This is a genomic window from Streptacidiphilus melanogenes (genome assembly GCF_000787835.1).
In the GTDB taxonomy this organism is placed as follows: Bacteria; Actinomycetota; Actinomycetes; order Streptomycetales; family Streptomycetaceae; genus Streptacidiphilus; species Streptacidiphilus melanogenes.
In genome coordinates, this window is sequence record NZ_BBPP01000007.1 from 105,951 (window position 1) to 126,828 (window position 20,878).

Genomic DNA, 20,878 nt, shown 5'->3' on the forward strand with positions numbered 1-20,878 from the left:
TGTCAGTTCAGTCCACTTCGTCCGTGTGCTCTATGACTCTCCCTAGGTACGCATGCGCGAATGGGCGCGGCGGCTCTTTGACCTGGGGTGATTAAAGAGCGCCGAGCGCTTCGATCGCTCGCGCGTCCAAGGCGGACTCGGAGCAGTTGGGCGATGCTTGATCGGCTACGGGGCGGCTTGTTGGCCCCGAATTGGCCCCGAGGTGTTCCCTGTTCGCTCAGATAGCTGTCTGACCTGCGGCGTTGCAGGGCGGCGGACGAGTCGGCCATATACGCCGGGTTCTTCCGCCCTACCTTTCCGACCTGCACCGATGGGGTAGCGAACCGGTCGTGACCTGCGGGAAGGGCAGTCAGAGGCAGTCAGAGGGCGTCACAGGCAGTCAGTCTGCTTGGCCCCCGATTGGCCCCGCTGGCCCCCGATTGGCCCCGGGCTGATGCTGTGAGCGCAGGCCTGCCTCCGAGCAGTGCCGGACATACGAATGCCCCCAGGAGTGGAGTCCTGGAGGCTTCGCTGGCACCGATTGGAGGTCGGTTCCGGGCACCACCCGCGGTTTTGACGGGCCTCGGTGGTGGTGTCCACGTCCTTGCGAGACACGACCAGGATGCCATCTCCTGTCTTCCCTCGGCAGCGGTCCGAGGAAGAGCCCGCAACCCAGTCTCATCGCCTGCAGGTGGGCGCACCCGACGGGCTCGGGCTGGGCAGCCTGCCGCCGGCGGCGGCTGATCTGATCCTGCTGGGTGATCTCGGCGGCCGGTACGCGACCGGCGCCTATTCCCGGCTCGGCGGCGACGGGGCGGTCCGGCCGCGGGAGCGGCGGCAGGCGGAGTCCGAGCAGGGTCACCGGATCACGGCGGCGATCGCCTGCCACGTGGCCCGCGCCGGCGGGACGGTCGAGCAGCTGACCCGGCTGCTGATGCATCCGGAGCACGAGGGCGGCCGACACGCGCAGGTGATCGCGCTGCGGTCCGGGCACGCCCGCGCCCAGGGGTACGTCGAACGTGTCTGGGCCAGCGCCACAGCCCTGGTCGAGGGCACCACGGATGTCGGATCCCGCGAGGGAGCGCATGAGGGTCTCGCGCGGCTGCGGGAGCGGATCGAGACCACCGCGTGGCGTGGTGAGCGCGGCCGGACCGCGCTGCGGGTCCTGCGGGCGCACCTGAACTTCGCCCAGGCCGCCGGTGGCCGTCTGCACTTCGCGAGCGAGCGGCAGGCGGCGGAGGAGGCCGGGATCTCCCGGCAGACCCTTCGGCAGGCCTATGAGCTGGTGCTGAAGCCGGGCGGCTGGCTGCGCCGGCTCCGCGTCGGGTACGGCACGGAGGGTTCGACCTGGTACCTCGCGGACGGACCTGCAGACCTGCAGCGCGCTGGTGTGTCTCGTGATCAGCCCAGTCAGTGCCCCCCCGACGGGGAGCTTGGGGAGTGGACCACCCCTGAGACGGACACCGGGGCTGACGTCGATTCCCGGGTCATCGGCCTGCTCATGGGGCACGACGCCTTCGCCCACCACGCCCTCGGGTCTTCCGCACTGATGGTCATCGGTGCCCTGCACGCCCGCCCCGGCCAGACACCCGCCGAGCTCACCATCTCCGCGTCGCTGTCGCGGGCGACCGCCTACCGCACCATCGCCCGCCTGCAAGGCCACGGCCTCCTCCAGCGGTCCGGCGCGGGCTGGGCACTCACCACCCAGGCGCTGCGGGGGATCGGTAACAGCGTCCCGGAGGCTGCTACCGCCCCTGCGCCCGAGCCCGAGCCCGCCGTTGTCGGGTGGGACGTCCTCGCGACCGCCTACGGCACCGCGGGCGTCGCGGCTGCCCGGCGGGCCCTGCACGCGGCGGAGCGCGCCGCCTACCGCGCCGCCCTCGCGGCCCTGGACGAACGACGCAGCCCCGCCCTGACGGCCGTGGTCGACGGCCGAACCGTGTTGGTGCCTGGTCCTCGCGCCGACGAGATCCCCACCGGCTGGCACGGCCCGGATGGAACGGTCCTGGACCCGGTCACCGGACGGGCCGTGTCGGGCTGGCAGGTCGCCACCGACGGCCGCCTCATCCTCCTCAGCCCCGACGACGACCGCAGCTACGACGAACTCGTCGCCGCCCACACCACCGCCCTGCACGCATGGGAGACCGCAGCATGACCACCACACCCGCCCGCCCCACCGGCTGGAGCCCGGCCCGCCAGCGCCAGGCACTCGACCTGGCCGCCCGCTACCGCCACGGAGAGACCGTGCGCGAGCTCGCCACCGCCACCGGCCTGTCCCGCGCGACCATCTTGAACCGGCTGCGGATGGTCGACACCCCCATGCGCACCGCACAGCAGACCCGCGCACGTCGCCAGGGCCCCGACCGTGCCCGCCTGGCCAACCAGCTGCGCACCGCCTACGAGGCCGGGTCCACGGTCACCGCCCTCGCCGAAGCCCACGGACTGTCAGCGCGCACGGTCCGGCGGCTCCTGGGCGAGGCCGGAACCGTCCTGCGCTCCAGCGCCGAGACCCGCCGGCTCACCCGCGCCGGGCACGAGGCCGAGCGCCGGCGGCAGATGGACGAGCTGCGCCGCTGGTACGAGGCGGGGGTCAGCGTGCCCGCCCTGGCCGCCGTGCACGAGTGCTCACCGTCGACCGTCTACCGGCTGCTGCACCGCGCAGGTACCACCCTGCGCCCACGTGGCCGAACCATCGCCGGCCCCGCCACGGCACCCCCATGACCGGGAAACCGATGCGGCCACTCAGCGCCGCCCGCCGACAACCCCTCGCACCCAACCAAGGGAACCAACTCGTGATCATTGCTCACATCAGCCCGCGAACCGGCGGCAAGACCACCTCCGTCGGATGGCACAGCCACGCGCTGCACGAACGCGGCCATCAGGTGGCGGCGTTCGAGGCCGACTACAGCCGTCAGCTCGCCGAATGGGACGCCTGCGCGGGCGGGTTCCCCTTCCCGGTGCTGCAGCTGGCCTCCCCGCTGTTCTACAAGAACGCCCCACACGTGATGCGGCCCGGCCAGATCGGCGTCGTGGACTGCGGCCACGCCGAGGACCACCGCACCATCGTCCAGTCCGTCCTGCGCGTCGCCGACCTGGCCATCCTCAACACCGCGCCCACCATCGCCGACATCGACCGGATCGAGCGCCTGCCGATGGACCAGCTCATCGACGACGTCGCCGTCCTTCGCCCAGACGGGAAGCCGCCCGCGACATGGGTGCTCCTCAACCGGACTTCCGCCGGGGCCAAGCCACCAACGACCACCGCAACTATCTGCGCGACCGCGGCTGGAACGTGTTCACCACCACCATCCCCAACCCCAGCTCTACGCCCAGTCCATGCTGCGACCCGTCACGGCCCGCGGCTCCGCCTACGACGAACTCGTCACCGAGATGACCCACCTCGGCCTGCTGCCCCCGATCGGAGACCTGTCGTGACCCCCACCGACCGCAGCGCGCCCCTGCGCGCCCGCACCACCGACGCGGCGGCCGTCCGTTCCGACGCGACGATCCCCATGGCGCCCACGGCCAGGCCGGCGGATCTGGTGATCACCAGCGAGCTGATCCCCACGCCGGTGGACGGGCGGGCGAGCGGCCTGCTGAGCGAGGTCGAGCTCCACGACCTCGGCGTGTGCGAGCGCGCGGTGGAGAACCTCGCGACCGCCACCTGGCTCGCGGGCAAGGCCCTGCAGTCCATCCGCGACGGGAAGCTCTACCGCCACACCCACGCCCGCTTCGAGGACTACGTCACCGAGCGCTGGGAGATCAGCGAGCGCGCCGCCTACCAGATGATCGAGGAATGGCCGCTCGCCGAACGCCTCAACCAGGCCTACGGCAAGCCCGTCACCGCCTCCCACATCCGCGCCCTGCTCCCCGTCACCACCCGCTTCGGCCTCGACGCCGCCACCGAGCTCTACCAGCAGCTCCGCACCCGCGCCCAGGCGGATGGAGTGCGCCTCACGGCACAGATCACCGGTCAGATCGCCAAGGCGGTCCTCAGGCGCGCCGGCCAGCAAGCCGAGCACATCGAGTTCACCCAGGCAGCACGGCAGTTGATCACAGCTCAGCCCTCACTGGCCGAAACGCGAGCGGAACGCCCTCGGTCGGGTGTCACAGGTGACCGGCTGGCCGTGGCTGCTGCCGACCCAGACCTGCAAAATTTCGCAGGACATCACGCGGAGATAACGGCGGTGCGGCCCGCTGCGCAGCCGGGACCACTGATCGCGGACAACTCCGGAGCCGCGCAAGCCGGTCCGGCGGCGGCGAGCTCCGCGCCCACGGATGACAGGGCGTCCAGCGGAGAGCTCGGTGCAGCCCCCGTCACGGATCCGAACTTGGGCACGGCGAGGACCGCGGTCGGGCTGTACCGGGACATCGTCAGCCACATCTTGGCCATCGAGCAGCTCGCAATCTCGCCGTGCCTCGTACCGAGCGGACCTGACGAGGAGGCCGAGTTCGACCACCTCCACGTGCAGATCACCACCAGGCTCACCCAAATCCTGGACTCGCTTACCGCCGAGGGTTGAACTCACGTTGCCGTGGTCCTGCCAATGCCAATCTGCGGACCACGGCAACCCTCGTTCACCAGCCTGCATCTACTCGGAGCAAGGTCATGTCGAACAAGCCCCCACCGCCAACCGACCCGCCAACGTCGCCCTCGGTCGGCACGAGGGCTGAGCAGTTGTCTCTGCTCGGCCCCAGGGACCCCGGCCCCGGGGCGGTTGGCGCTGTCCAACTCTCGTTGCTGGGGCGGCCAGTCGCTGTCCGGCTGCCAGCGGAGCTCTGGCGGTCCTGGCTCGACAGTCCCATCGTGGTCGCACGCTTCGAGGCCAAGCGCTACGTCCGTCGGGACAGCGACTGCTGGCCGTGGCTTGGCGCGGTCAGCGACACCGGACACGGCAGCTTCCGAGCGGCGAGTCTCCCGGGAGTGTCCCGGCGTGGAACCGTCCCGACGCACCTCTTCGCCTACCAGCTGGTCCATGGCGTCATACCGCGACTGGGCTGGTCGGAATCGGAGGACTCGGTCGTGTGCCACCGCTGCGATTCCCACGGCTGCGTCAACCCGTACCACCTACGCCTCGGCACCGCCGCCGAGAACCGAGCCGAGTGGGCACGCCGCCACCGCGACCCTGGCGGGCCACTGGCGGACGTGCGCGGCCCAGCCGGCCGAACCCGTGCCATCGCTCGCGCCGTCCGGACCGGCTTAGCGCTCGCTGAAGGTCGCGACCTCGTAGATGAGCGGATCCGCGCTGCTGAGCTCGAAGGCCTCCCACTCACCTTGTGGTGATGGTTGCTGCCGGTGGATTCGGGTGGTGCTCGGCGCAGCCAGCACCGGTTCGTTAGAGATCTTGATCGTCCCCACCCGGAAGGATACGATCACGGCCTTCACCGAGTGTCGCGCAGCGAGTACTTACGGCTTCTGTACGGCCGATGGGTGGGCGGCACTTCTGGGCCGACGTGTGGGGGTGGCCATGCCGGAGAGCGCTGTAGCCGTGGCGGCTGGGGTGCCCCCAATCAACTTCGTGGCGCACCAGCTGCGTACGGGCGGCATGGGTGGAGCGCGGGACGACTTCGAGGCGATGATCAGCGAGCTGGCTGCCTCCACAACGCCGAACGTCCGCATGATCTCTGCGAACCCTGGGGACTGGGGCATCGATGCCTTTGCCGGGGACCTCGGTGGGGCCATCACGGTCTGGCAGTCCAAATACTTCCACCCGGCCACAACCGCCGCCCATCAGCAGAGCATTCGCGACTCCTTCGCTTCCGCCTTGAAGGCAGCGGAAGCCAACGGGCACAAGGTCGAGATCTGGATTCTGTGCATCCCGTCCAGCATGGATGGGCCGACCGCGAAGTGGTGGGACGGCTGGAAGAAACGGCAAGAGAGAGACCACGGACTTGTCGTCAGACTGTGGGATGAGACGGAGCTCAGGAAGGCCCTGCACAGTCCCGAAGGCGACCACGTGCGCCGCGCCTACTACGAGCCCTTCACGCCTGCCCCGGTGCAGGAGCAGACGCGTGCGGTTGTCGAAGTTGATGACCAGCGGGCCGCGGAGTTCGACTCGGCTTTGTTCGTGCGGCAACTGATCGAGGCCGGCCATGTCGAGTTGGACTCTGCGAAGCAGCAGTTCTTCAACGCTGATCTCGTAGCCCGGGAGATCGCGCACAAGGCCGTTCTCACCGAAGTCGCCGCACTGACCAGCGCCGACGCGACGCTGCACGGCCTGTGGGAGATGAACTTCAACGAGTGCTGTGCGGAAGACGCTCTCCCCGCCCTGCACGGACGGGTCTGGCGCGAGGTCCGCAATGAGCACCCGAACCTGCCAAAGGTGCTCCGCCTGGAACTGGCCCACTCATGGGGCCTTGTCCACCGGCTGGTCGACAACCGCAAAGCTGGGTGGGTCAAACACTGGCGGCAGATCGCTATAGACCACGCCGAACCTTGAGCTGCGCCGCCGACGACAACCTGACGACCTTCGAGGGGGACCAGAGTGCAAGCCAACCGACCGGTAGCCATGCCGGAGGATGAGGTGCCCTTCCGGCTTGCTCAGCTCCTTCTGTTGCTGGATGCCGTCGCCGATCAGTCCCCAGGCGGAGTCAGTCTGGAGCGGATCGGCTACTACGACTTCCTCTCCGCCAACCCCTTTCTCGTAGTCCCGTCTGACAGTCGTGAAGCCAGCCTTCTACGGCTGGCAGGCTTCGACCCGCAGGTCTTGTCGTACGCCTCCTCGTCCCAACGGTTCACCAGTCGTCGCGAACGCCTTCAACACGACCTGGCACTCCTCGTCGCGTATGGGTGCTGCCAAGTCAACAACCAGAGTGGTTCCTTGACGTATGCCATCAGCCCAGAGGGCAGGACGCTGGGCGCACAGTTCACCGCCACGTACGCAACCTCCTTCAGCACGGCAGCCGCCATCGTGGTTCGTCAGTTGCGCAGGCTCAGCGACAAGGCACTGCGAGACCAGACCGCCCAGTGGCTGCGCCCGGCCGGACACGCCGGACCCGCCGCGGTACTGCTGAGCGTTCTCGGTGCCGGTCCGCACCACTCCGACGTGTCCTGGGAAGGTTGATCACATGCAGGCGCCACAAGGCATCAGGGTGCGCCGGCTGCGCCTGGCTGGCATCGACCGCAGCTACGACGTCGACTTCACAGTCGACGGGCGCGTAAGAGGTCTATCCGTCGTCGCAGGGGCGTTCAGCTCCGGCAAGACCGCCGTCCTTGAGTTCATCGCCTATGGCTTGGGCGCCCGCAGGCACCCCCGCCATCAAGAAGTGCTCCGGAAGGTCCGGTCCTGCCTCCTTGAGGTCGAGCTCTCCGGACAGTCGCATGTCATCGAGCGTTCCGTGGGCGAGCCATCGAAACTTGCATACGTGCGTCGCGGCACCCTGGCGCAGCCGGCCTCCACCATGGCCGAACCACGTACGCTGGAGCCCGCCGGAGCAGCGGACAGCCTCTCCACTTTGCTGTTGAGTCACTGCAAACTCGAAGGCGTTCAGCTGCGTGAAGCGCCCACCAACCGTGAGTCGCGCACGGACCCGCTCAGCATCCGTGACCTCATGTGGCTCGCCTTCCTGCCGAACGAACGCGTCGCCGACAAGAACTTCCTCTTCGAGAACGACCGCGCCCGCAAGCACAAGCTCCGGCAGGTCGTCGACGTTGTGTTTGGCGTGCATGACGATCGAGCCATCGAACTCGGCAACCGCATCCAGGAACTCGACCGGCGTCTGGCTCAGGCCCGCGGCGAGCTGGCAGCGGCCCGAGCGTTCGTCGCGGAGCAGGACCCCTCCGCGCTTGACGACACACCCGTGCAGGGAGAGTCGGAGCAAGAACTGGCTGAGATAACAGAGCAGTTGGCCGTCCTGGATTTGCAAGCTCAGTCGGCCACAGACTTCGCTGCCCGATTGCGCCGGGAACATCAGGAGGCTGCGAAGGCGGCACGAACCGCGGCGGCGGTCCTACGTGACCACGAAACCCAGATCGCGCGACTTCTCCCCTTGCGCGCCCAATATGCTGATGATCTCCTCAAGCTCGGCATGCTGGCCCAAGCCAGGCAACTCTTCGATCCGCTACGGGTGACGACCTGCCCGGCCTGCCTGCACCGGCTGGCCCAGACGCCTACCGCAATGAACGGGCAGTGCAGTCTGTGCCATCACGAACTGGGTGCCCCCGAAGGCGATGCGCCGGCTGGCTCCATGGATGACCGACACGGAGCCGAGGATGGACAACTCGATGTTGCGGCGGAGATCAGGTCCACCAGGGCCCGCCTCAAGGAGATCACCACTTACATCGAAGATCTCGACTCCTCCATGGAGACGCTGAAGCTCCGAGCCGAGGAGGCCAGCCTGGACGAGCAACGGGCCGCCGCGATCCTCGACCAAGCCACGTCGCCAGCGGTCTCCACCTTCCTCGTGGCCCGCGACGACCTCTATCGCCGCCGGGAGCAGGCCCTACACCGACTCGAACTGACCCAAAACACCGTCAAGCTGCAGGAAGGCCTCGCCAAGCGAGCCAGCGCTGTTGACCGCCAGCAAGCCCAGGTGGCGCGCCTGCGCGAGGAGCTCGCCGACCTCGGCGACGCCACACGGGACCGCGACGCCATCATCGCTCAGATCAGCAGCCGATACGCCGCGCTGCTAAGCGATTGGCGCTACCCGAAACTCAGCAACCCCTACATCGACACCGCCCTCACACCATTCGTCAGGGGAGAGCGCTACCAGGAGGCATCCTCAGGTGCCCGCACACTGATCACCCTCGCCTGGCAGCTGGCCGTCTTCGAAGTCGCCACCGAACTGGGCGCTGCACACCCAGGTTTCCTCATGATCGACAGCCCTCAGAAGAACCTCGGTCACGGCGGCACGCTCGACGTCACGATCGCGGATGCCGTCACCATCGACGACTTCTACCATCACCTGTCCACCTGGCTTGCCGAACGAGGCTCGGGGGCGCAGCTCATCATCGCCGACAACAGCCCACCGCTCATCGCTGAAGGCGACGTCGTGGTCCGATACAGCCGGAGCGAAGACCGGCCGCCGTACGGCCTGATCGATGATGAGACCAGCTCGGAGGAGGCACCCGCCACTTCTCACGGGTGATTGAAGCGCGAGACTATTGCCCCGGGTTGGGTTCTGCCGCGCCTGCTAGCGTGCCGGGCATGCCCTACCGTGCTACCCCGCGCCGCGTAGACGGCGTCTTGTCCTTGGCAGGCGCGGACGCCTTGTGGGCTGAGCTGATGGCCAGCAGCGCAGTCCCGGTCACTCTGGGAGCATTCACCCGCCCCCCTGCCGATCCGCGTACCGGCTACGTACTGCTCGGCGCACGCGTTGTTCAGGTGACGGAGCGGGCCGACGGTGCGTGGAACGTCCGTGAGGCTGACGTACGCCGGGCGGCGGTGGAACTGAGCGCGTTCCAGGTCAACACGAGTGGTCTGGTCCGTGTTGCTCCGTTCCACGGTTCACTGAGAGCGGGACAGGATGACGCGCGGGCGCTGCGGTGGCGTCAGCGCCTTGGCCAGGAATGGGTCCGCGAACGTACTGGCGTTGCTCCTGGGCCGCCAGCTGGCGTTGGCGACCATCTGCCGCACCTGGCGGGGGTGGACTGGCGCCGGGCTCTCGTCACGCGGAGGGGAGCGGGCACAGGCGACATGTGGTGGCTGCCCCGCGCGCTGGTGAAATTGCTGGACACGGCTGAGCATGCTGAGGCGCAGTGGTCGCTGGCCGTGCGGACCTGCCAGAGGTGCGGGGCCGTGGCGGACCAGCCCGACCAGTGGCGCGTCCGAACCGACAACGGCCAGCAGACGGTCTGCCCCAGCTGCCGCACCACCACGCTGCGCCAGTACAAGGGGGAGCTGAATGGGCACCGATACTCGGTGCTCAGCAAGAAGCGCGCCGCGCTGGAGGTCTCCGGGTGGATCTGCGCCGTCTGCCGGGACGCACCAGCCGCCGTGCTGGACCACTGCCACGAGCACGGCTACGTCCGCGCTCCCGCGTGCCAACCCTGTAACACGCGAGAACGGCCCAACTACCTCTACAGCAACGACGTCTACGTGACAGGCCGCTATGTGCCACTGTTCCGCACCCAAGTCCAGGACTGGCTGCGGCACTGGCACCGCTGCGACGGCTGCCGCGCCCGTACCACGCTGCCACTGCCGCACTTGGCCGCACTGACCGCCATCCTGGTCGGCGAACCACTGCGCCCGACCCACCGCGACGCTGGCAGCTCTCGTGGGCGAAGGCCCTGCGGTGAACTGCGCGCCTCCTGGACCGGCAGCCATCACGCTCCAGGCTCGTGCATGATCAAGCTGAGCGTGGACTACTGCCCCAGTGGAGAGCACCGCACCTTGGCCCAGGTCATGTACCGAGAGGCCGTCGACCGGTTTGGCACTTGGCTGGCCGAGACCGCGCCCGCAGTGGCTGCAGCGGCCGGCGCGGGAAGACATGAGGCGATCCCTGCCCAGTTCCGACCCGTTATTCCGGACGCCAGCGGCGAGGGACAGGGCCTGTTCTGAGCTGCCCATCTGGGCAGCCGATGCATGTCTTGGATTCGACGCGACGCCGGCGTCGGCGACTGCACAATCCGCACCGCCGATGGCGCGCTCAGCCCGCACGCGTGGGTGCCGCCGGCCGACGATTGCCTCTGCGGGCGGCGCACTGGCGGAGGTGCGCGGCCCGGCTGGCCGAGCCCGCGCCATCGCTCGTGCCGTCCGGAACGGCTAATCGCTCGCTGACCCGTCGCCGCCCCGTCCGCGGGAGCAGTGGCCGTAGCGCGGATGTACGAAACCCACCCCGCGTGTGACCGTCAATCACCCGGCGACTGCGAACACCACGGCTCTGACCTGGGGCTTACCAGCTGTACCGGCACTGTCAAACCCGGTGGCTCCGCTCGGCGCCCGCCCACGCGGCCTGCAGTGACCTGGCGAGCCGCTCGGGTTCGATCCGGTGGGGCGGGTCGAAGTGGTGCCGGTCTTCGAAGGTCTCCAGTTGGAACTCCGGGAAGACCTTCGACAGCCGCATGGCCACTTCCCCGTAGTCGTCGGGGTTGCTCAGGCCGCCGAGTGCGAAGTACACGGGCTTGTCGAAGGCGGCGAGTCGGTTGCGGTCCAGGTCGTAGGTCTTGAACGTCTTCAGGAACGCCCGGATCCCGGCCGGCCGCTTGGCCATCCAGGGCGGCGGGGGACCGGGAGGCGGCGGAGGCAGGACCACCTCGGGTTTGACTCCCAGCCGCATGAACCCGGCCATGAACTCCTGCGGCGGCAGCCCCTCCAACTCGTCGTACTGCGCCCACAGTGCCGTGTGCTCCGGGCTCCAGTCCCAGCTCCCGGCCCAGGCGGGTTCCAGCAGCGCCAGGCTTGCCAGTCGCTCGGGGTGCCGTTGGGCGAAGGCCAGCGCCGCGGCGCCCCCGCCCGAATAGCCCACGAGATGGAACGTGTCCCACCCACGTGCGTCGGCTTCGCGCAGCACACCCGTGACCTCGGTGTCCAGGCTGTAGTCGGCCGGCGGCTCGTCCGCCTCGTACAGCTCCAGGCCCTTGGCCACCGCGTCGGTGTCAGGGCCCAGAGCGGTGATCAGGGCACCGTAGGCGAGGTCCGCCGGGAGCACGCTGCCGGGGAGCAGGATGACTCGGTGGAGCTTCAAGACTTCCTCCTTGGCATGGGCCGGCACGCTGCCACCAGCGTCGAGGCGCCCGCGCGTCGGCTGGTCGCGGCAACTCCGGACGGGCTGCGTCGTGCCGAGGGCGCGCCGATGGACGTAGCCGACCGGCTAGTCGGTCACCACGTTGAACGCCTGGTAGACGGCCGGTTCACCCATGGGCATTCCGGCCTTCTCCATCAGTGGCGCGAGCTTCTTCCCGAACTTCGCAAACGCGTCTTCGGACTCCCAGACGTCCGTCACGAACCATCCCGTGGGGCTGGGTCCGGCCGCGTGGGAGATCAGGCCGGGGACCGGCCAGTCCTTCCGGTTCCGCACCAGGCCGCGTCCGCCTGTCATCTCATTGGTGACCTGCTCGTACTGGGCCTGTGTCCCGCCAGGGATGTCGAAGACGGTGATGATCGCCATGTTGGACCCGCTCTCGTCGGAGTGCCGTGACTGACGGTTCTCAGTGGAGCAGGGCAGGGAGCGGGCCGCGCGGGCGATGCGGCCATTCGGGCCCATCGTTTCAGGCGCGGGGGCGAGGGCAGGGGCGACGCCGACCACATCGGCGCCCATGGCACCAGGTGCTGTTCTCGCAGCGCCATTCGGGTACCAGCGGGACGCCGGCGCTGCTTGCTTCCCTTGCGGCCAAGATGCGCCCCCGGATCGTGCGGAGCCGACCGGTACGGCGATCGGGTCACGACCGCACGGTCATCCGTGTCAGGGTCCGCGAGGCGACGCGCACGACGCCCGAGTCTGGCGGACGCTGGAGGAAGCAGCCAGCTGCCGTGCCGCTGAGTCAAGGAGGAGGCGAGCGATGAAGTTCGTTCAGATCATCGAGTGCAAGACCAGTCGCATTGACGAGTTCAATGCCCTGCTGGACGCCTGGGTCGAAAAGAACGCGGGCAACCGTATGGCGTCGCGGGCCCTGCAGGCCCGCGACCGTGACAAGGAGAACGTGTACCTGAACATCGTGGAGTTCCCGTCGTACGAGCAGGCGATGGACAACTCCAACCGCCCGGAGACGACAGAGTTCGCGGCACAGCTCGCGGCGCTGTGCGACGGCCCCCCGGCGTTCCGCAACCTGGACCTGCTGAACGAACGGAACTTCCAGGACTGAGCCGGGGCGGACACCGGGGCGGACCCCGGAGCGGCCCCCGGAGCGGGCCAGCCTGCCGACTCGCCCAGGGGCACCGCCCGTGTGGGACCGCCTCTTCCGCTCACGCCTCCGCGCGCATCCCCGCCCGGCTTCCAGTCTCTCCGACAACCTGTATCCCCTGCGGTCAGGTACCGAGCCGGAATCCCGTGACGATCTCGGGGTGGATGCGGATGGTGCGGTCCATCGTGTGGTCGGTCCAAGGGCGCAGCAAGGTGGCGTAGTCGGCCAGTTCCTCGGGGTCGGTGACCAGGGTCGCGTAGCCGGTGACGACGACGCTCCAGCCGGTGCGGCTGGTGGGGTCGATCTCGTCGGCTTCGTAGGCGACCACCACGCCCACGGAGCCGGAGGCGTTCGCGGCGTTGACCAGGTCTGCGCCGTCGTGGCTGCGGATGATGATGTCGCCCTGGTGGACGATGTGGTTGACCGGGCGGATCGCTGGCAGGGCGTGCTGGGTGAACACCACGCGGCCGATCGGTGTGCCGGCGAGTAGCCGAAGTGCCTGCCCGGGCGGCAGGGCCTGCATGTGTCGGGCGCTTCCGCCATCCACGGCTGTGGCCACAGTTGCCCTGTCTTGTGGGCCGATGGTGGTCATGGCGCCTCCTGCCGCCGGGGTACAGTCACGCCGATCATGTGGCTTCCGGTGCCGTCCGCGATAGGGCCGACCGGCCCCAGCCGCTGGGGGCGGTGCGGCGGAGAGTTGGCAATCAACCCGGCTGCGTCGAGTGCGGGCCGCGCCGCCCGGCGCCAGGGGCCAGCTTGACCGCACCAGGACTGGCGCTCGCTGGCTGCCATCGGTGCGAGGATCGTGCAGATCGCCTCATCGGTGGGACTGAGGCGGTGGACCCGGCGGCCGAGGGCCGGGCGCTGTGGAGACTCGTACCGCGTCGAGTGTGATCCTTGACAAAGCTTAGGACAGCTGTCCTAGGATCGAGTTAGGACCGTCGTCCTAAATCTGGCTGGGTTGACGGCAGGGACGCGGGCGAGGAGGAGCATGAACGTGCGAGGCGGGGCGACCCGGGCCCAGATCGTCGACGCGGCGGACCGGCTCTTCTACCGGCAGGGATACGAGCACACGTCCTTCGCGGCGATCGCCGAGGCCGTGCGCATCTCGCGGGGCAACTTCTACCACCACTTCAAGTCGAAGGACCTCATCCTCGACGCCGTGATCGAGGCTCGGCTCGCCGACGCCAGACGGATGCTGGAGCAGTGGGAGACCGAGCACGCCGACCCCGGTGACCGCGTCCGCCGGTTCGTCGAGATCCTGCTCGCCAACCGGGCCGACATCCAAAGCTACGGCTGCCCCGTCGGCACCCTGACCAGCGAACTGGCCAAGCTCGACCACGCCGCGCTCGGCGAGGCGAACAGCCTGTTCACACTCTTCCGCGCATGGCTCCGAGACCAGTTCACGCTCCTGGGGCACGCGGAGGAGGCCGACGCGCTGGCGATGCACGTCCTCGCCATGACCCAGGGCGTCGCCACGCTCGCGAACGCCTTCAAGGACGAGGACTTCATCCGGCGCGAGGTCCGCCGGATCAACGACTGGCTGGACACCTACACAACCACCTGAAGGGGAACCCATGTTCGTCGTGCTGCTGCGCTTCTCCGCCAACAAGGCCGCCGCCGGCCAGTACATGGACGGCCACCAGCAGTGGATCCAGCAAGGCCTCGACAACGGCGTCTTCCTGCTCGTCGGCAGCATCCAGCCCGGCCTCGGCGGCGCCGTCCTCGCCCACGGCATCGACAAGGAGGAACTGGAGCGGCGCGTGCAGGCCGACCCGTTCGTCGCTCAGGACGTCGTCAGCGCCGAGATCATCGAGATAGCCCCGGGCATGGCCGATGACCGCCTGAAGTTCCTGCTCCCCTGACCGAGGACCACGATCCGATGACCAGCATGACGCCCGACCTCGACCTGCCCCGCTGCCCGTGGAGCTACGCCGCACCGGAGTTCCTGGCCTACCACGACACCGAGTGGGGCTTCCCCGTCGCCGACGACCGGCGCCTGTTCGAGAAGCTCAGCCTGGAAGGCTTCCAGTCCGGCCTCAGCTGGCGCACCATCCTGGCCAAGCGCGACAACTTCCGCGCCGCGTTCGCCGGCTTCGACATCGCCCGGGTCGCCCGCTACGGCGAACGCGACGTCGAGCGCCTGCTTCAGAACTCCGGCATCGTCCGTCATCGGGGCAAGATCGAGGCGGTCATCAACAACGCCCAGCGCGCCGAGACGTTGGTGGAGCGCGACGGATCACTGGCCAACTTCGTTTGGCGCTACGAGCCTGATCCGGCAGAGGTGCCCGAACCGCAGACGATGTCGACCTCGCCCACCTCCGTCATCCTTTCCAAGGAGCTGCGCAAGCTAGGCTGGAAGTTCGTCGGGCCGACCACTGTCTTCGCCTTCATGCAGGCCATGGGACTGATCAACGACCACACCAACACCTGCGCGATCCGGCCCGAGGCCCAGCGTCAGCGGTCGAGGTTCACGCGCCCTGGCCGGTGACGGTCTCGTCCGAACGAAAACCGGTCGCGCGCAGCGCGCGAGGCCCGGGACGGCCGCTACATCGACCGCGGCCGTGCTGGTGGCGACGTGAAGGCAAGCGACGGACAGCAGCTCGCGATCAAGAACGGGCGAGCCGATCCACGCCGGTCAGCGGCGGGAGAAGGTGGTCTGTGGATGCTCTTGGAGGATTCCGTCGACGTAGATGTCGACGAACTCGTTGTAGAAGGCCACCCGGTCACGTATCGGCTCGACAGCCGGAAGCGGCTCGGGGTAGCTCCAGACCACGCTCCTGCGCTCCGCGTCCGTGCCCCGGAAGGACCAGTACTGCGCAACGCCCTTGTAGGGGCAGCGCGTCGTCAGGTTCACGCGGTGGAGCAGGTCCCAGTCCACATCGTCGCGGGGAATGTAGTACCGGGTCGGGAGCCTGGTCTCGAACAGCAGCACCGGATCCGAGGTCTCGGCCAGGACCTGCCCGTCCGCCTCGACGCGCACCCGGCGGGTGCTGTGCAGCGCGTCGACTCTCTTGTAGGGGTCTCGTGGATGGACGAAGATCTCTTCCTCCTCCTCGAACCAGCGATCGAGGGAACGCGGTGCCCGACCCTCCAAGCCGAACCACTCGAAGCCGATGTGGCCTCCGAGCTCGTCACCCGGGTAGGACCACGCGGCCCTCGGCAGAACCTCGTCGTCGACCGTCAGGTCGTAAAAGACCGTGGAGCCGGCGTGGACGCTGCCGCTGGGGACGGCGGCCGGGGTGAGCAGATCGGTGCGCACATCCCCGGCCGGAAAGACATAGAGAGGGACCGGCATTCCGGGCTCCCACACCAGACGCGGCTTCCTGCTGTCGACCACGAGGGTGTCTCCCCTGAAGCCGCGCACCCACCGCTCACTCGGCTCCCAGGTGAGCTCGTCGTCCGGCAGCTGCCCACGCCGCGACACGCGAGGCATCGCAGTGCCCCTGCGGCCCGAGGGCGCGGTGTCATGCCGCGGTTCTTCCGCTCGGCTCAAGGTGGGCTCTCCTTGGCTTGACCCCGCGGAACCTGCTCGCAGGCGCGGTGGCAATTCTGGGGTAAACGCCAACGATCAGCGCGTCCGTGAGAAGCGGCTCCCATCACTCCCACACTACGCCGACGGCCGGGAGGCGTCGGGGTGCCGCCGATCGCTCCCGCGGGGCTTCACCTGTCGAGTGGTTCGCGTCCCTGTCTGTGGCGGGTCCAGGCGACGGTCGCTATCACGGTCCACCACGCGGCAGCGGAAAACAGGACCACCGCGGACAAGAGGAGCAGATCGGCATTGCGAAGCCCGAGCGCTACCGCAAGCAGGGCAATTCCCACGAGCGACATCCACCATGACATGCGCCGACCGACTCGTGGTGGTGCGGCCTGTTGGCTGAACCGGGTCAGTAGCAGTTCGAGGTCCGGCGCCTGCTCACGCAGTTGCTCCTCGATCGAGGCCAGATTCCGTCGATCGTGCTCCGAGAGCATCACGGTCCACCTATCCCTCCTCTTGAGGCATGCCCGCTCGCGCCGTGCACCCCACGGACCCGGGAGCTTTTGGCAGCGGCTCTCGTCGCGGACGGGACAGCCGGCGGGTTGAGTTCTGTTGCCGGGTCAACTTCTTGGGGCCGGGCGCGGTCGTGCCGCTGGCGTCGCTCGGGGCCGTCGTGTGCAATGTTGACGAGCCGCGATGGGCAGCGCGCGGAAGCTGCTGAGACGATCAAGGCATGTTGCTTGATCTAACCCCGTGTCGCCGTCAGTCGCCGCGTTCGAGGATCTCCTTCAACCGCTGCTCGTTCCGAGGCAGTTCCTTGCGCACGCTCGGGCGGACGACCAGGGGCGTGAGCACCTTGCCCGTGCCGTGGCTCTCGAAGTCGAGCGAGATGGTGACGCGCGAGCGCGCGCCTTCGTCGAGCGGCTCGACGGTGGTGGTGACCGTCGGCCGGACGGGACCGTCGATACAGTGCGACCGGAAGCTCCGTGGCGGGTCCATCTGGTCGATCTGGGTGGTCATGGTCATCTCGCGCCGGTGGACGTGACGCGTCACCACGGTCCTGGAGCCGACGTGGGCTGGGGTGTCGTCGTCGGGCCGGACGGAGACCACGCTTTCCTGCCACTCGCCCATGTGGGCCGGGTCGGTCATGTAGGCGTAGACGTCCTCGGGACGACGCGCTATCTCGACAGTTCCTTTGATCGCGGACATCGCTGCCCCCTTAGGAATGGGTGAGATCAAACAAATGATCTCACCGCGGGGTGAAGCATGCAGCCCCCGAAGTCGTCACCCCCGCGTGGTCGGCGGGGCAAGCCAGCCGGTGCCGGGGCGAGCGCGAGGGTGCCACGCAGCTGACGTGTCAGGTCGATGGCGGGGGTGTTCATCGGTGCCTAGGCTGGTGGGTGAGGTTCGGGTGCCTACCGCTCGCATCCACCGTGAGGTTTCGTGCGTGCCTCCACGGGCGGGTGCTCCTCAGCCCACGACAAGCGCGGGCGGCCCCGCTCCGGCGCTCGGGACCTCCGAGGAGGCCGGTATGACCACGACCCCGGTGAGCCGCGCCGAGGTGGAAGCGGACATCAAGGAGACCCTGGGCCTGGTGCCGCACTTCTTCCAGTCCATCCCGACCGAGTTGCTCGGCCCGGAGTGGGAGATCTTCAAGCGGATCGAGCTCGGCGAGACCTTGATCCCGAACAAGTACAAGGAACTGATCGGCGTCGGGCTGCACGCCGAGACGAAGTGCCGCTACTGCAGCCTGTTCCACACCGAGGCCGCGAAGCTGTTCGGCGCGACCGACGAGGAGATCCAGGAGGCCGTCCACTACGCGAAGGCCAGCCTGGGCTGGAGCGCGTACATCAACGGCATGCAGGAGGACTACGACCAGTTCGCCGCCGAACTCGCCCAGGTCGCGGACTACGTTCGCTCCAAGGCCGGCTGATGGAACTCGAACGGGTCCGACCATTGGTGCTCCGGGGCACCTTCCATGCCTACGAGCTCGCCGCGTTGGTTGCGGCGGCCCGCTACGTGGTGGATTCCGCGCCCGCCGAGGTCCCCCAGGAGGGACTCGACCAGCTCTCCCGCTTGCTGGCCGACTACGACCAGCAGGTCCGCGAACTGGCCACACCGTAGCGCCCTGGGAGTGCCCGGGGCGCTGCACTGCCATGTGCGGACCGCGCCGACCCTGCGGATCGCACATGCCACGTGACAGCTGACCGCGGACGGTGTGGATCAAGGTCGAGTACGAGTTCCGTGCCGTTCTGGCGTGGCACGTCGTTCCCGAGGGCAGTCGCCGGAGCCTGTGCGGGCGCCCGCTGGCGCCGGCGGCGACGACCCGACCGATCGGTGACCCCGGGCTGGTGGCGCACCACTGCTACGCGTGTGAAGCCATTTATTCGCTGCGCGCCGTCCTCACGTAGGAACGCGTCCGGATGTCGTACCGGCCCCCCGGCTGGCGCGGGCCGGTACGACAAGGATCATTCGCCCAGGACTCAGCTGGCAGCGCCCGACACGCCGGGGGCGATGAAGCGGCGGTGCAGGGGCCTGAAGGTGGTCTTTGGCTCACCCTCGATGCCGGCCTCCTTGATCGCGGCTGCGAGCCGGTCGTTGAAGAAGCGCTCGAAGTCTGCCTCGGACTGCCACACGTCGGTCACGTGCAACGCACCGGCCTCGAAGGAGCACACGTGCAGCTGTGCGCCGTCCGGTGTGTTCTCCTCCCAGCGGACCATGTCGCGCACCTGGTCGTACTGCTGCGGCGTCACGCCGTCCCAACGCATCGTCATCACAACAGACATGTTCAATCATCACCTTTCGAGTTGACCGGCCCCATCGACAGCAGATACCGACCCGCCGAGCACCGCACTCTGAAGGGGTCCGTTCGCGCGCACCCCGGATCGGTGGGTCACGCCCGCCCTGCGGCCGCCCGGCTGTTGCTGCGGTGGCACTGCGGCCGGTGACCTTGTTCCCTTCGGGCGGCTCGCCCGCGTAGTCGCTTGGCCGCGCCGTGATCCGGCTACAGGCGCCCGTGGCGGGCCTGGTCCAATGCGCGCTCAAGGCGGAGGTGAGCATCGTGGTGATCTGGACGCAGCAGGGGCCCCGTCACTCGTCCCATGCCTCGATCATGATCTGCTTGGAGATCTTGCCGTCGCGCAGCGTGATCATCGATTCGGACAGGACGCGCAGCCCGTCCGGGTACTCGCACGATTCGCTGTAGGCGACGGTGTCGCCCTGGACCACGCACTGTTCCAGCTTGTGCGTCATGTTGCGGCTGTAGACATCGGTGAGCATCGCGCCGATCGCGTCCCGGCCGGTCAGGACCTTGGGGTGGCTCGGCGTGGCGTCCCGGTTGACCAGCCGGATTTCGGCGTCGTCCTGGTAGAGGGACAAGAGCGTCTCCGGAGTGTGCCCTTCGATGCCTCGACGCAGTGTGTCGCCGTCGAAGGTGGGATGTGCCGCAGTGCCCATAGTGGCCTCCTTCGTCACCTTCGAGACTCCTCTGCCCCAGCGACCTCAGCAAGCGCGGGAGCCTTCGTACGTCCAGTCTGGAGTCGACGGCATCATTGGCGAGTTCACCGTCAGCCCCGACGGCACCCTGACCCAGTTCGGCGTCGTGAACATCCCGGGCGGTGGCAGCGAGGGCATCTCCGCCACTTGACCCGGTGCGCGTCGTGCCCTGCGAATCGGCGTGTGTGTCCGATCCGCGCAGATCAGCGGTGTTCGGGGTTTTCGGAATCGAATCGGCAGCCGGCGTCCCACTCGGAGCGTTGGTTGCCGTGGGCGGGGATGCCGCCGGCGTCCTTGAGGATGCGCGCCAGGTGGAGCTGGTTCCAGGTCATGAAGGTCGTGTTGCGGTTGGTGAAGTCGTTCTGCGGTCCGCCCGAGCCCTCGTCGAGGTAGGAGGGGCCAGGACCGGCCTCGCCGACCCAACCTGCGTCGGCCTGCGGCGGGATGGTGTACCCGAGGTGCTGCAGGCTGTAGAGGACATTCATCGCGCAGTGCTTGGCGCCGTCCTCGTTGCCGGTGATCAGGCAGCCGCCCACCCGGCCGTAGTAGGCGTACTGGCCGTGCTCGTTGAGCAACGAAGAGCAGGCGTAGAGACGCTCGATGACCCGCTTCATCACCGAGGAGTTGTCGCCGAGCCAGACCGGTCCGGCCAGGGTGAGGATGTCGGCGGCCATCACCTTCTCGTACACGCCCGGCCACGCGTCGGACTGCCAGCCGTGCTCGGTCATGTCCGGCCACACCCCGGTCGCGATGTCGAGGTCCACCGCGCGCAGCACCTCCACCTGGACGCCCTGTCGTTCCAAGATGGTGCGGCTGAGGTCGATCAGCCCCTGAGTGTGGCTGCGCTCCGGGGAACGCTTCAGCGTGCAGTTGACGACCAGCGCGCGCAGGTCGGCGTAGGAGGTGGCGGGGACCGTCATAGGTGGGCCTTCCCTTGGAATGGGCAAGCTCGATCTCACGTCCACTCCACCAGGTCGGCCTCCCGTGTGCTGACGGAGTCGGGGAGACACGACCGTGCGTAGCCCGAAGCGCGTAGCGCGCCGCTCAGCGGTCCAAGCGGCCCAGTCCCGGGAGCCGGTGTCCAACCCGCTGGCGCGAGTGCACGGCGCACACCGGTATTCGCTTCGGCGGGCATCCGGGTCGGC

The 20,878-nt window shown here is 68.5% G+C and carries 24 protein-coding genes; 14 read left to right on the forward strand and 10 right to left on the reverse strand.

Annotated elements, in window-relative coordinates:
- The first annotated feature begins 670 nt into the window (after positions 1–670).
- The 3 genes from TR49_RS10325 to TR49_RS42615 all read left to right on the forward strand — a co-directional run bounded on the left by TR49_RS10325 (position 671) and on the right by TR49_RS42615 (position 4,502).
- On the forward strand, positions 671–2,134 hold the full coding sequence (locus TR49_RS10325) for a transcriptional regulator (protein ID WP_236653300.1): 1,464 nt from the start codon (positions 671–673) through the stop codon (positions 2,132–2,134).
- Positions 2,131–2,700 carry a helix-turn-helix domain-containing protein gene (locus tag TR49_RS10330; protein ID WP_236653301.1) on the forward strand — a complete coding sequence of 190 codons (570 nt, stop codon included), beginning with the start codon at positions 2,131–2,133 and terminating at the stop codon, positions 2,698–2,700. The genes TR49_RS10325 and TR49_RS10330 overlap by 4 nt, the downstream gene beginning before the upstream one ends.
- Before the next feature lie 71 nt (positions 2,701–2,771).
- Complete coding sequence (locus TR49_RS42615) at positions 2,772–4,502, forward strand: hypothetical protein (RefSeq protein WP_152627174.1); 1,731 nt, start codon at positions 2,772–2,774, stop codon at positions 4,500–4,502.
- Between the two features lie 677 nt (positions 4,503–5,179).
- Here TR49_RS42615 and TR49_RS45425 read toward each other — a convergent pair.
- Positions 5,180–5,338: a hypothetical protein gene (locus tag TR49_RS45425; protein WP_236653322.1), complete on the reverse strand. Its 159-nt coding sequence runs from the start codon at positions 5,336–5,338 to the stop codon at positions 5,180–5,182.
- Positions 5,339–5,498: 160 nt separating this feature from the next.
- Between TR49_RS45425 and TR49_RS10345 the strand changes: the two genes are divergently transcribed.
- The 4 genes from TR49_RS10345 to TR49_RS45430 all read left to right on the forward strand — a co-directional run bounded on the left by TR49_RS10345 (position 5,499) and on the right by TR49_RS45430 (position 10,478).
- Positions 5,499–6,419: a serine/threonine protein kinase gene (locus TR49_RS10345; RefSeq protein ID WP_236653302.1), complete on the forward strand. Its 921-nt coding sequence runs from the start codon at positions 5,499–5,501 to the stop codon at positions 6,417–6,419.
- 45 nt (positions 6,420–6,464) lie between these two features.
- The gene (locus TR49_RS10350) at positions 6,465–7,043 is read left to right on the forward strand and encodes an ABC-three component system middle component 2 (RefSeq protein WP_042379862.1); all 579 of its coding nucleotides are present in this window, start codon (positions 6,465–6,467) and stop codon (positions 7,041–7,043) included.
- A gap of 4 nt (positions 7,044–7,047) precedes the next feature.
- A complete protein-coding gene (locus tag TR49_RS10355; RefSeq protein ID WP_042379864.1) occupies positions 7,048–9,066 on the forward strand; it encodes a coiled-coil domain-containing protein in 2,019 nt (672 codons plus the stop codon).
- A gap of 650 nt (positions 9,067–9,716) precedes the next feature.
- A complete protein-coding gene (locus TR49_RS45430) occupies positions 9,717–10,478 on the forward strand; it encodes an endonuclease domain-containing protein (protein WP_236653303.1) in 762 nt (253 codons plus the stop codon).
- A 355-nt stretch (positions 10,479–10,833) separates the two neighbouring features.
- Here the strand turns inward: TR49_RS45430 and TR49_RS10365 are convergent, their stop codons facing one another.
- Together TR49_RS10365 and TR49_RS10370 are read right to left on the reverse strand one after the other, a co-directional pair.
- Positions 10,834–11,604, reverse strand: coding sequence for an alpha/beta fold hydrolase (locus TR49_RS10365; RefSeq protein WP_042379868.1), 771 nt, complete (start codon positions 11,602–11,604; stop codon positions 10,834–10,836).
- 126 nt (positions 11,605–11,730) lie between these two features.
- Positions 11,731–12,177 (reverse strand): hypothetical protein, encoded by a 447-nt coding sequence (locus TR49_RS10370; protein ID WP_236653304.1) that lies wholly within the window; start codon positions 12,175–12,177, stop codon positions 11,731–11,733.
- A gap of 241 nt (positions 12,178–12,418) precedes the next feature.
- Between TR49_RS10370 and TR49_RS10375 the strand changes: the two genes are divergently transcribed.
- Positions 12,419–12,721: a hypothetical protein gene (locus tag TR49_RS10375; protein WP_042379872.1), complete on the forward strand. Its 303-nt coding sequence runs from the start codon at positions 12,419–12,421 to the stop codon at positions 12,719–12,721.
- A gap of 163 nt (positions 12,722–12,884) precedes the next feature.
- On the opposite strand, the gene TR49_RS10380 is transcribed toward TR49_RS10375, so the two are convergent.
- Entirely contained in the window at positions 12,885–13,352 is a 468-nt protein-coding gene (locus tag TR49_RS10380; RefSeq protein ID WP_084724768.1) for a pyridoxamine 5'-phosphate oxidase family protein, read from the reverse strand.
- A 399-nt stretch (positions 13,353–13,751) separates the two neighbouring features.
- Here TR49_RS10380 and TR49_RS10385 point away from each other — a divergent pair, with 399 nt between their 5' ends.
- The 3 genes from TR49_RS10385 to TR49_RS10395 are packed head-to-tail and all read left to right on the forward strand — an operon-like array spanning position 13,752 to position 15,251.
- Positions 13,752–14,327 (forward strand): TetR/AcrR family transcriptional regulator, encoded by a 576-nt coding sequence (locus tag TR49_RS10385; RefSeq protein WP_042379876.1) that lies wholly within the window; start codon positions 13,752–13,754, stop codon positions 14,325–14,327.
- A gap of 10 nt (positions 14,328–14,337) precedes the next feature.
- A complete protein-coding gene (locus TR49_RS10390; RefSeq protein WP_042379886.1) occupies positions 14,338–14,625 on the forward strand; it encodes a YciI family protein in 288 nt (95 codons plus the stop codon).
- A gap of 17 nt (positions 14,626–14,642) precedes the next feature.
- Positions 14,643–15,251, forward strand: a complete 609-nt coding sequence (locus TR49_RS10395; RefSeq protein WP_042379888.1) for a DNA-3-methyladenine glycosylase I — start codon at positions 14,643–14,645, stop codon at positions 15,249–15,251.
- Positions 15,252–15,398: 147 nt separating this feature from the next.
- Here TR49_RS10395 and TR49_RS10400 read toward each other — a convergent pair whose 3' ends face one another.
- The 3 genes from TR49_RS10400 to TR49_RS10410 form a co-directional block, all read right to left on the reverse strand.
- Positions 15,399–16,196, reverse strand: a complete 798-nt coding sequence (locus TR49_RS10400) for a DUF427 domain-containing protein (protein WP_042379890.1) — start codon at positions 16,194–16,196, stop codon at positions 15,399–15,401.
- 227 nt (positions 16,197–16,423) lie between these two features.
- Positions 16,424–16,732 carry a DUF3040 domain-containing protein gene (locus TR49_RS10405; protein ID WP_160311567.1) on the reverse strand — a complete coding sequence of 103 codons (309 nt, stop codon included), beginning with the start codon at positions 16,730–16,732 and terminating at the stop codon, positions 16,424–16,426.
- Between the two features lie 268 nt (positions 16,733–17,000).
- Complete coding sequence (locus tag TR49_RS10410) at positions 17,001–17,447, reverse strand: SRPBCC family protein (protein WP_042379896.1); 447 nt, start codon at positions 17,445–17,447, stop codon at positions 17,001–17,003.
- Between the two features lie 322 nt (positions 17,448–17,769).
- On the opposite strand from TR49_RS10410, the gene TR49_RS43680 reads away from it, so the two are divergent.
- Entirely contained in the window at positions 17,770–18,171 is a 402-nt protein-coding gene (locus TR49_RS43680; RefSeq protein WP_042379898.1) for a carboxymuconolactone decarboxylase family protein, read from the forward strand.
- Complete coding sequence (locus tag TR49_RS42620; RefSeq protein ID WP_152627175.1) at positions 18,171–18,362, forward strand: hypothetical protein; 192 nt, start codon at positions 18,171–18,173, stop codon at positions 18,360–18,362. Before TR49_RS43680 ends, TR49_RS42620 begins: the two co-directional genes overlap by 1 nt.
- 359 nt (positions 18,363–18,721) lie before the next feature.
- Here the strand turns inward: TR49_RS42620 and TR49_RS10425 are convergent, their stop codons facing one another.
- Together TR49_RS10425 and TR49_RS10430 are read right to left on the reverse strand one after the other, a co-directional pair.
- On the reverse strand, positions 18,722–19,024 hold the full coding sequence (locus tag TR49_RS10425) for a hypothetical protein (protein WP_042379906.1): 303 nt from the start codon (positions 19,022–19,024) through the stop codon (positions 18,722–18,724).
- A 304-nt stretch (positions 19,025–19,328) separates the two neighbouring features.
- Positions 19,329–19,694 (reverse strand): nuclear transport factor 2 family protein, encoded by a 366-nt coding sequence (locus TR49_RS10430; protein ID WP_042379908.1) that lies wholly within the window; start codon positions 19,692–19,694, stop codon positions 19,329–19,331.
- On the opposite strand from TR49_RS10430, the gene TR49_RS10435 reads away from it, so the two are divergent.
- Positions 19,687–19,884, forward strand: coding sequence for a hypothetical protein (locus TR49_RS10435; protein ID WP_152627176.1), 198 nt, complete (start codon positions 19,687–19,689; stop codon positions 19,882–19,884). The genes TR49_RS10430 and TR49_RS10435 overlap by 8 nt on opposite strands.
- Before the next feature lie 52 nt (positions 19,885–19,936).
- Here TR49_RS10435 and TR49_RS10440 read toward each other — a convergent pair whose 3' ends face one another.
- Positions 19,937–20,653 carry a flavodoxin family protein gene (locus TR49_RS10440; RefSeq protein WP_042379913.1) on the reverse strand — a complete coding sequence of 239 codons (717 nt, stop codon included), beginning with the start codon at positions 20,651–20,653 and terminating at the stop codon, positions 19,937–19,939.
- Positions 20,654–20,878 lie beyond the last annotated feature (225 nt).

Bases quoted from the DNA above. Each gene is read 5' to 3' on its own strand.
- TR49_RS10400 (WP_042379890.1), bottom strand. From the start codon at position 16,196: ATGCCTCGCGTGTCGCGGCGTGGGCAGCTGCCGGACGACGAGCTCACC.
- TR49_RS43680 (WP_042379898.1), top strand. From the start codon at position 17,770: ATGACCACGACCCCGGTGAGCCGCGCCGAGGTGGAAGCGGACATCAAG.
- TR49_RS10385 (WP_042379876.1), top strand. From the start codon at position 13,752: ATGAACGTGCGAGGCGGGGCGACCCGGGCCCAGATCGTCGACGCGGCG.
- TR49_RS10440 (WP_042379913.1), bottom strand. From the start codon at position 20,653: ATGACGGTCCCCGCCACCTCCTACGCCGACCTGCGCGCGCTGGTCGTC.
- TR49_RS10410 (WP_042379896.1), bottom strand. From the start codon at position 17,447: ATGTCCGCGATCAAAGGAACTGTCGAGATAGCGCGTCGTCCCGAGGAC.
- TR49_RS10395 (WP_042379888.1), top strand. From the start codon at position 14,643: ATGACCAGCATGACGCCCGACCTCGACCTGCCCCGCTGCCCGTGGAGC.
- TR49_RS10380 (WP_084724768.1), bottom strand. From the start codon at position 13,352: ATGACCACCATCGGCCCACAAGACAGGGCAACTGTGGCCACAGCCGTG.
- TR49_RS10330 (WP_236653301.1), top strand. From the start codon at position 2,131: ATGACCACCACACCCGCCCGCCCCACCGGCTGGAGCCCGGCCCGCCAG.
- TR49_RS10390 (WP_042379886.1), top strand. From the start codon at position 14,338: ATGTTCGTCGTGCTGCTGCGCTTCTCCGCCAACAAGGCCGCCGCCGGC.
- TR49_RS10430 (WP_042379908.1), bottom strand. From the start codon at position 19,694: ATGGGCACTGCGGCACATCCCACCTTCGACGGCGACACACTGCGTCGA.
- TR49_RS10425 (WP_042379906.1), bottom strand. From the start codon at position 19,024: ATGTCTGTTGTGATGACGATGCGTTGGGACGGCGTGACGCCGCAGCAG.
- TR49_RS10375 (WP_042379872.1), top strand. From the start codon at position 12,419: ATGAAGTTCGTTCAGATCATCGAGTGCAAGACCAGTCGCATTGACGAG.
- TR49_RS10405 (WP_160311567.1), bottom strand. From the start codon at position 16,732: ATGCTCTCGGAGCACGATCGACGGAATCTGGCCTCGATCGAGGAGCAA.
- TR49_RS10370 (WP_236653304.1), bottom strand. From the start codon at position 12,177: ATGGGCGCCGATGTGGTCGGCGTCGCCCCTGCCCTCGCCCCCGCGCCT.
- TR49_RS42620 (WP_152627175.1), top strand. From the start codon at position 18,171: ATGGAACTCGAACGGGTCCGACCATTGGTGCTCCGGGGCACCTTCCAT.
- TR49_RS10355 (WP_042379864.1), top strand. From the start codon at position 7,048: ATGCAGGCGCCACAAGGCATCAGGGTGCGCCGGCTGCGCCTGGCTGGC.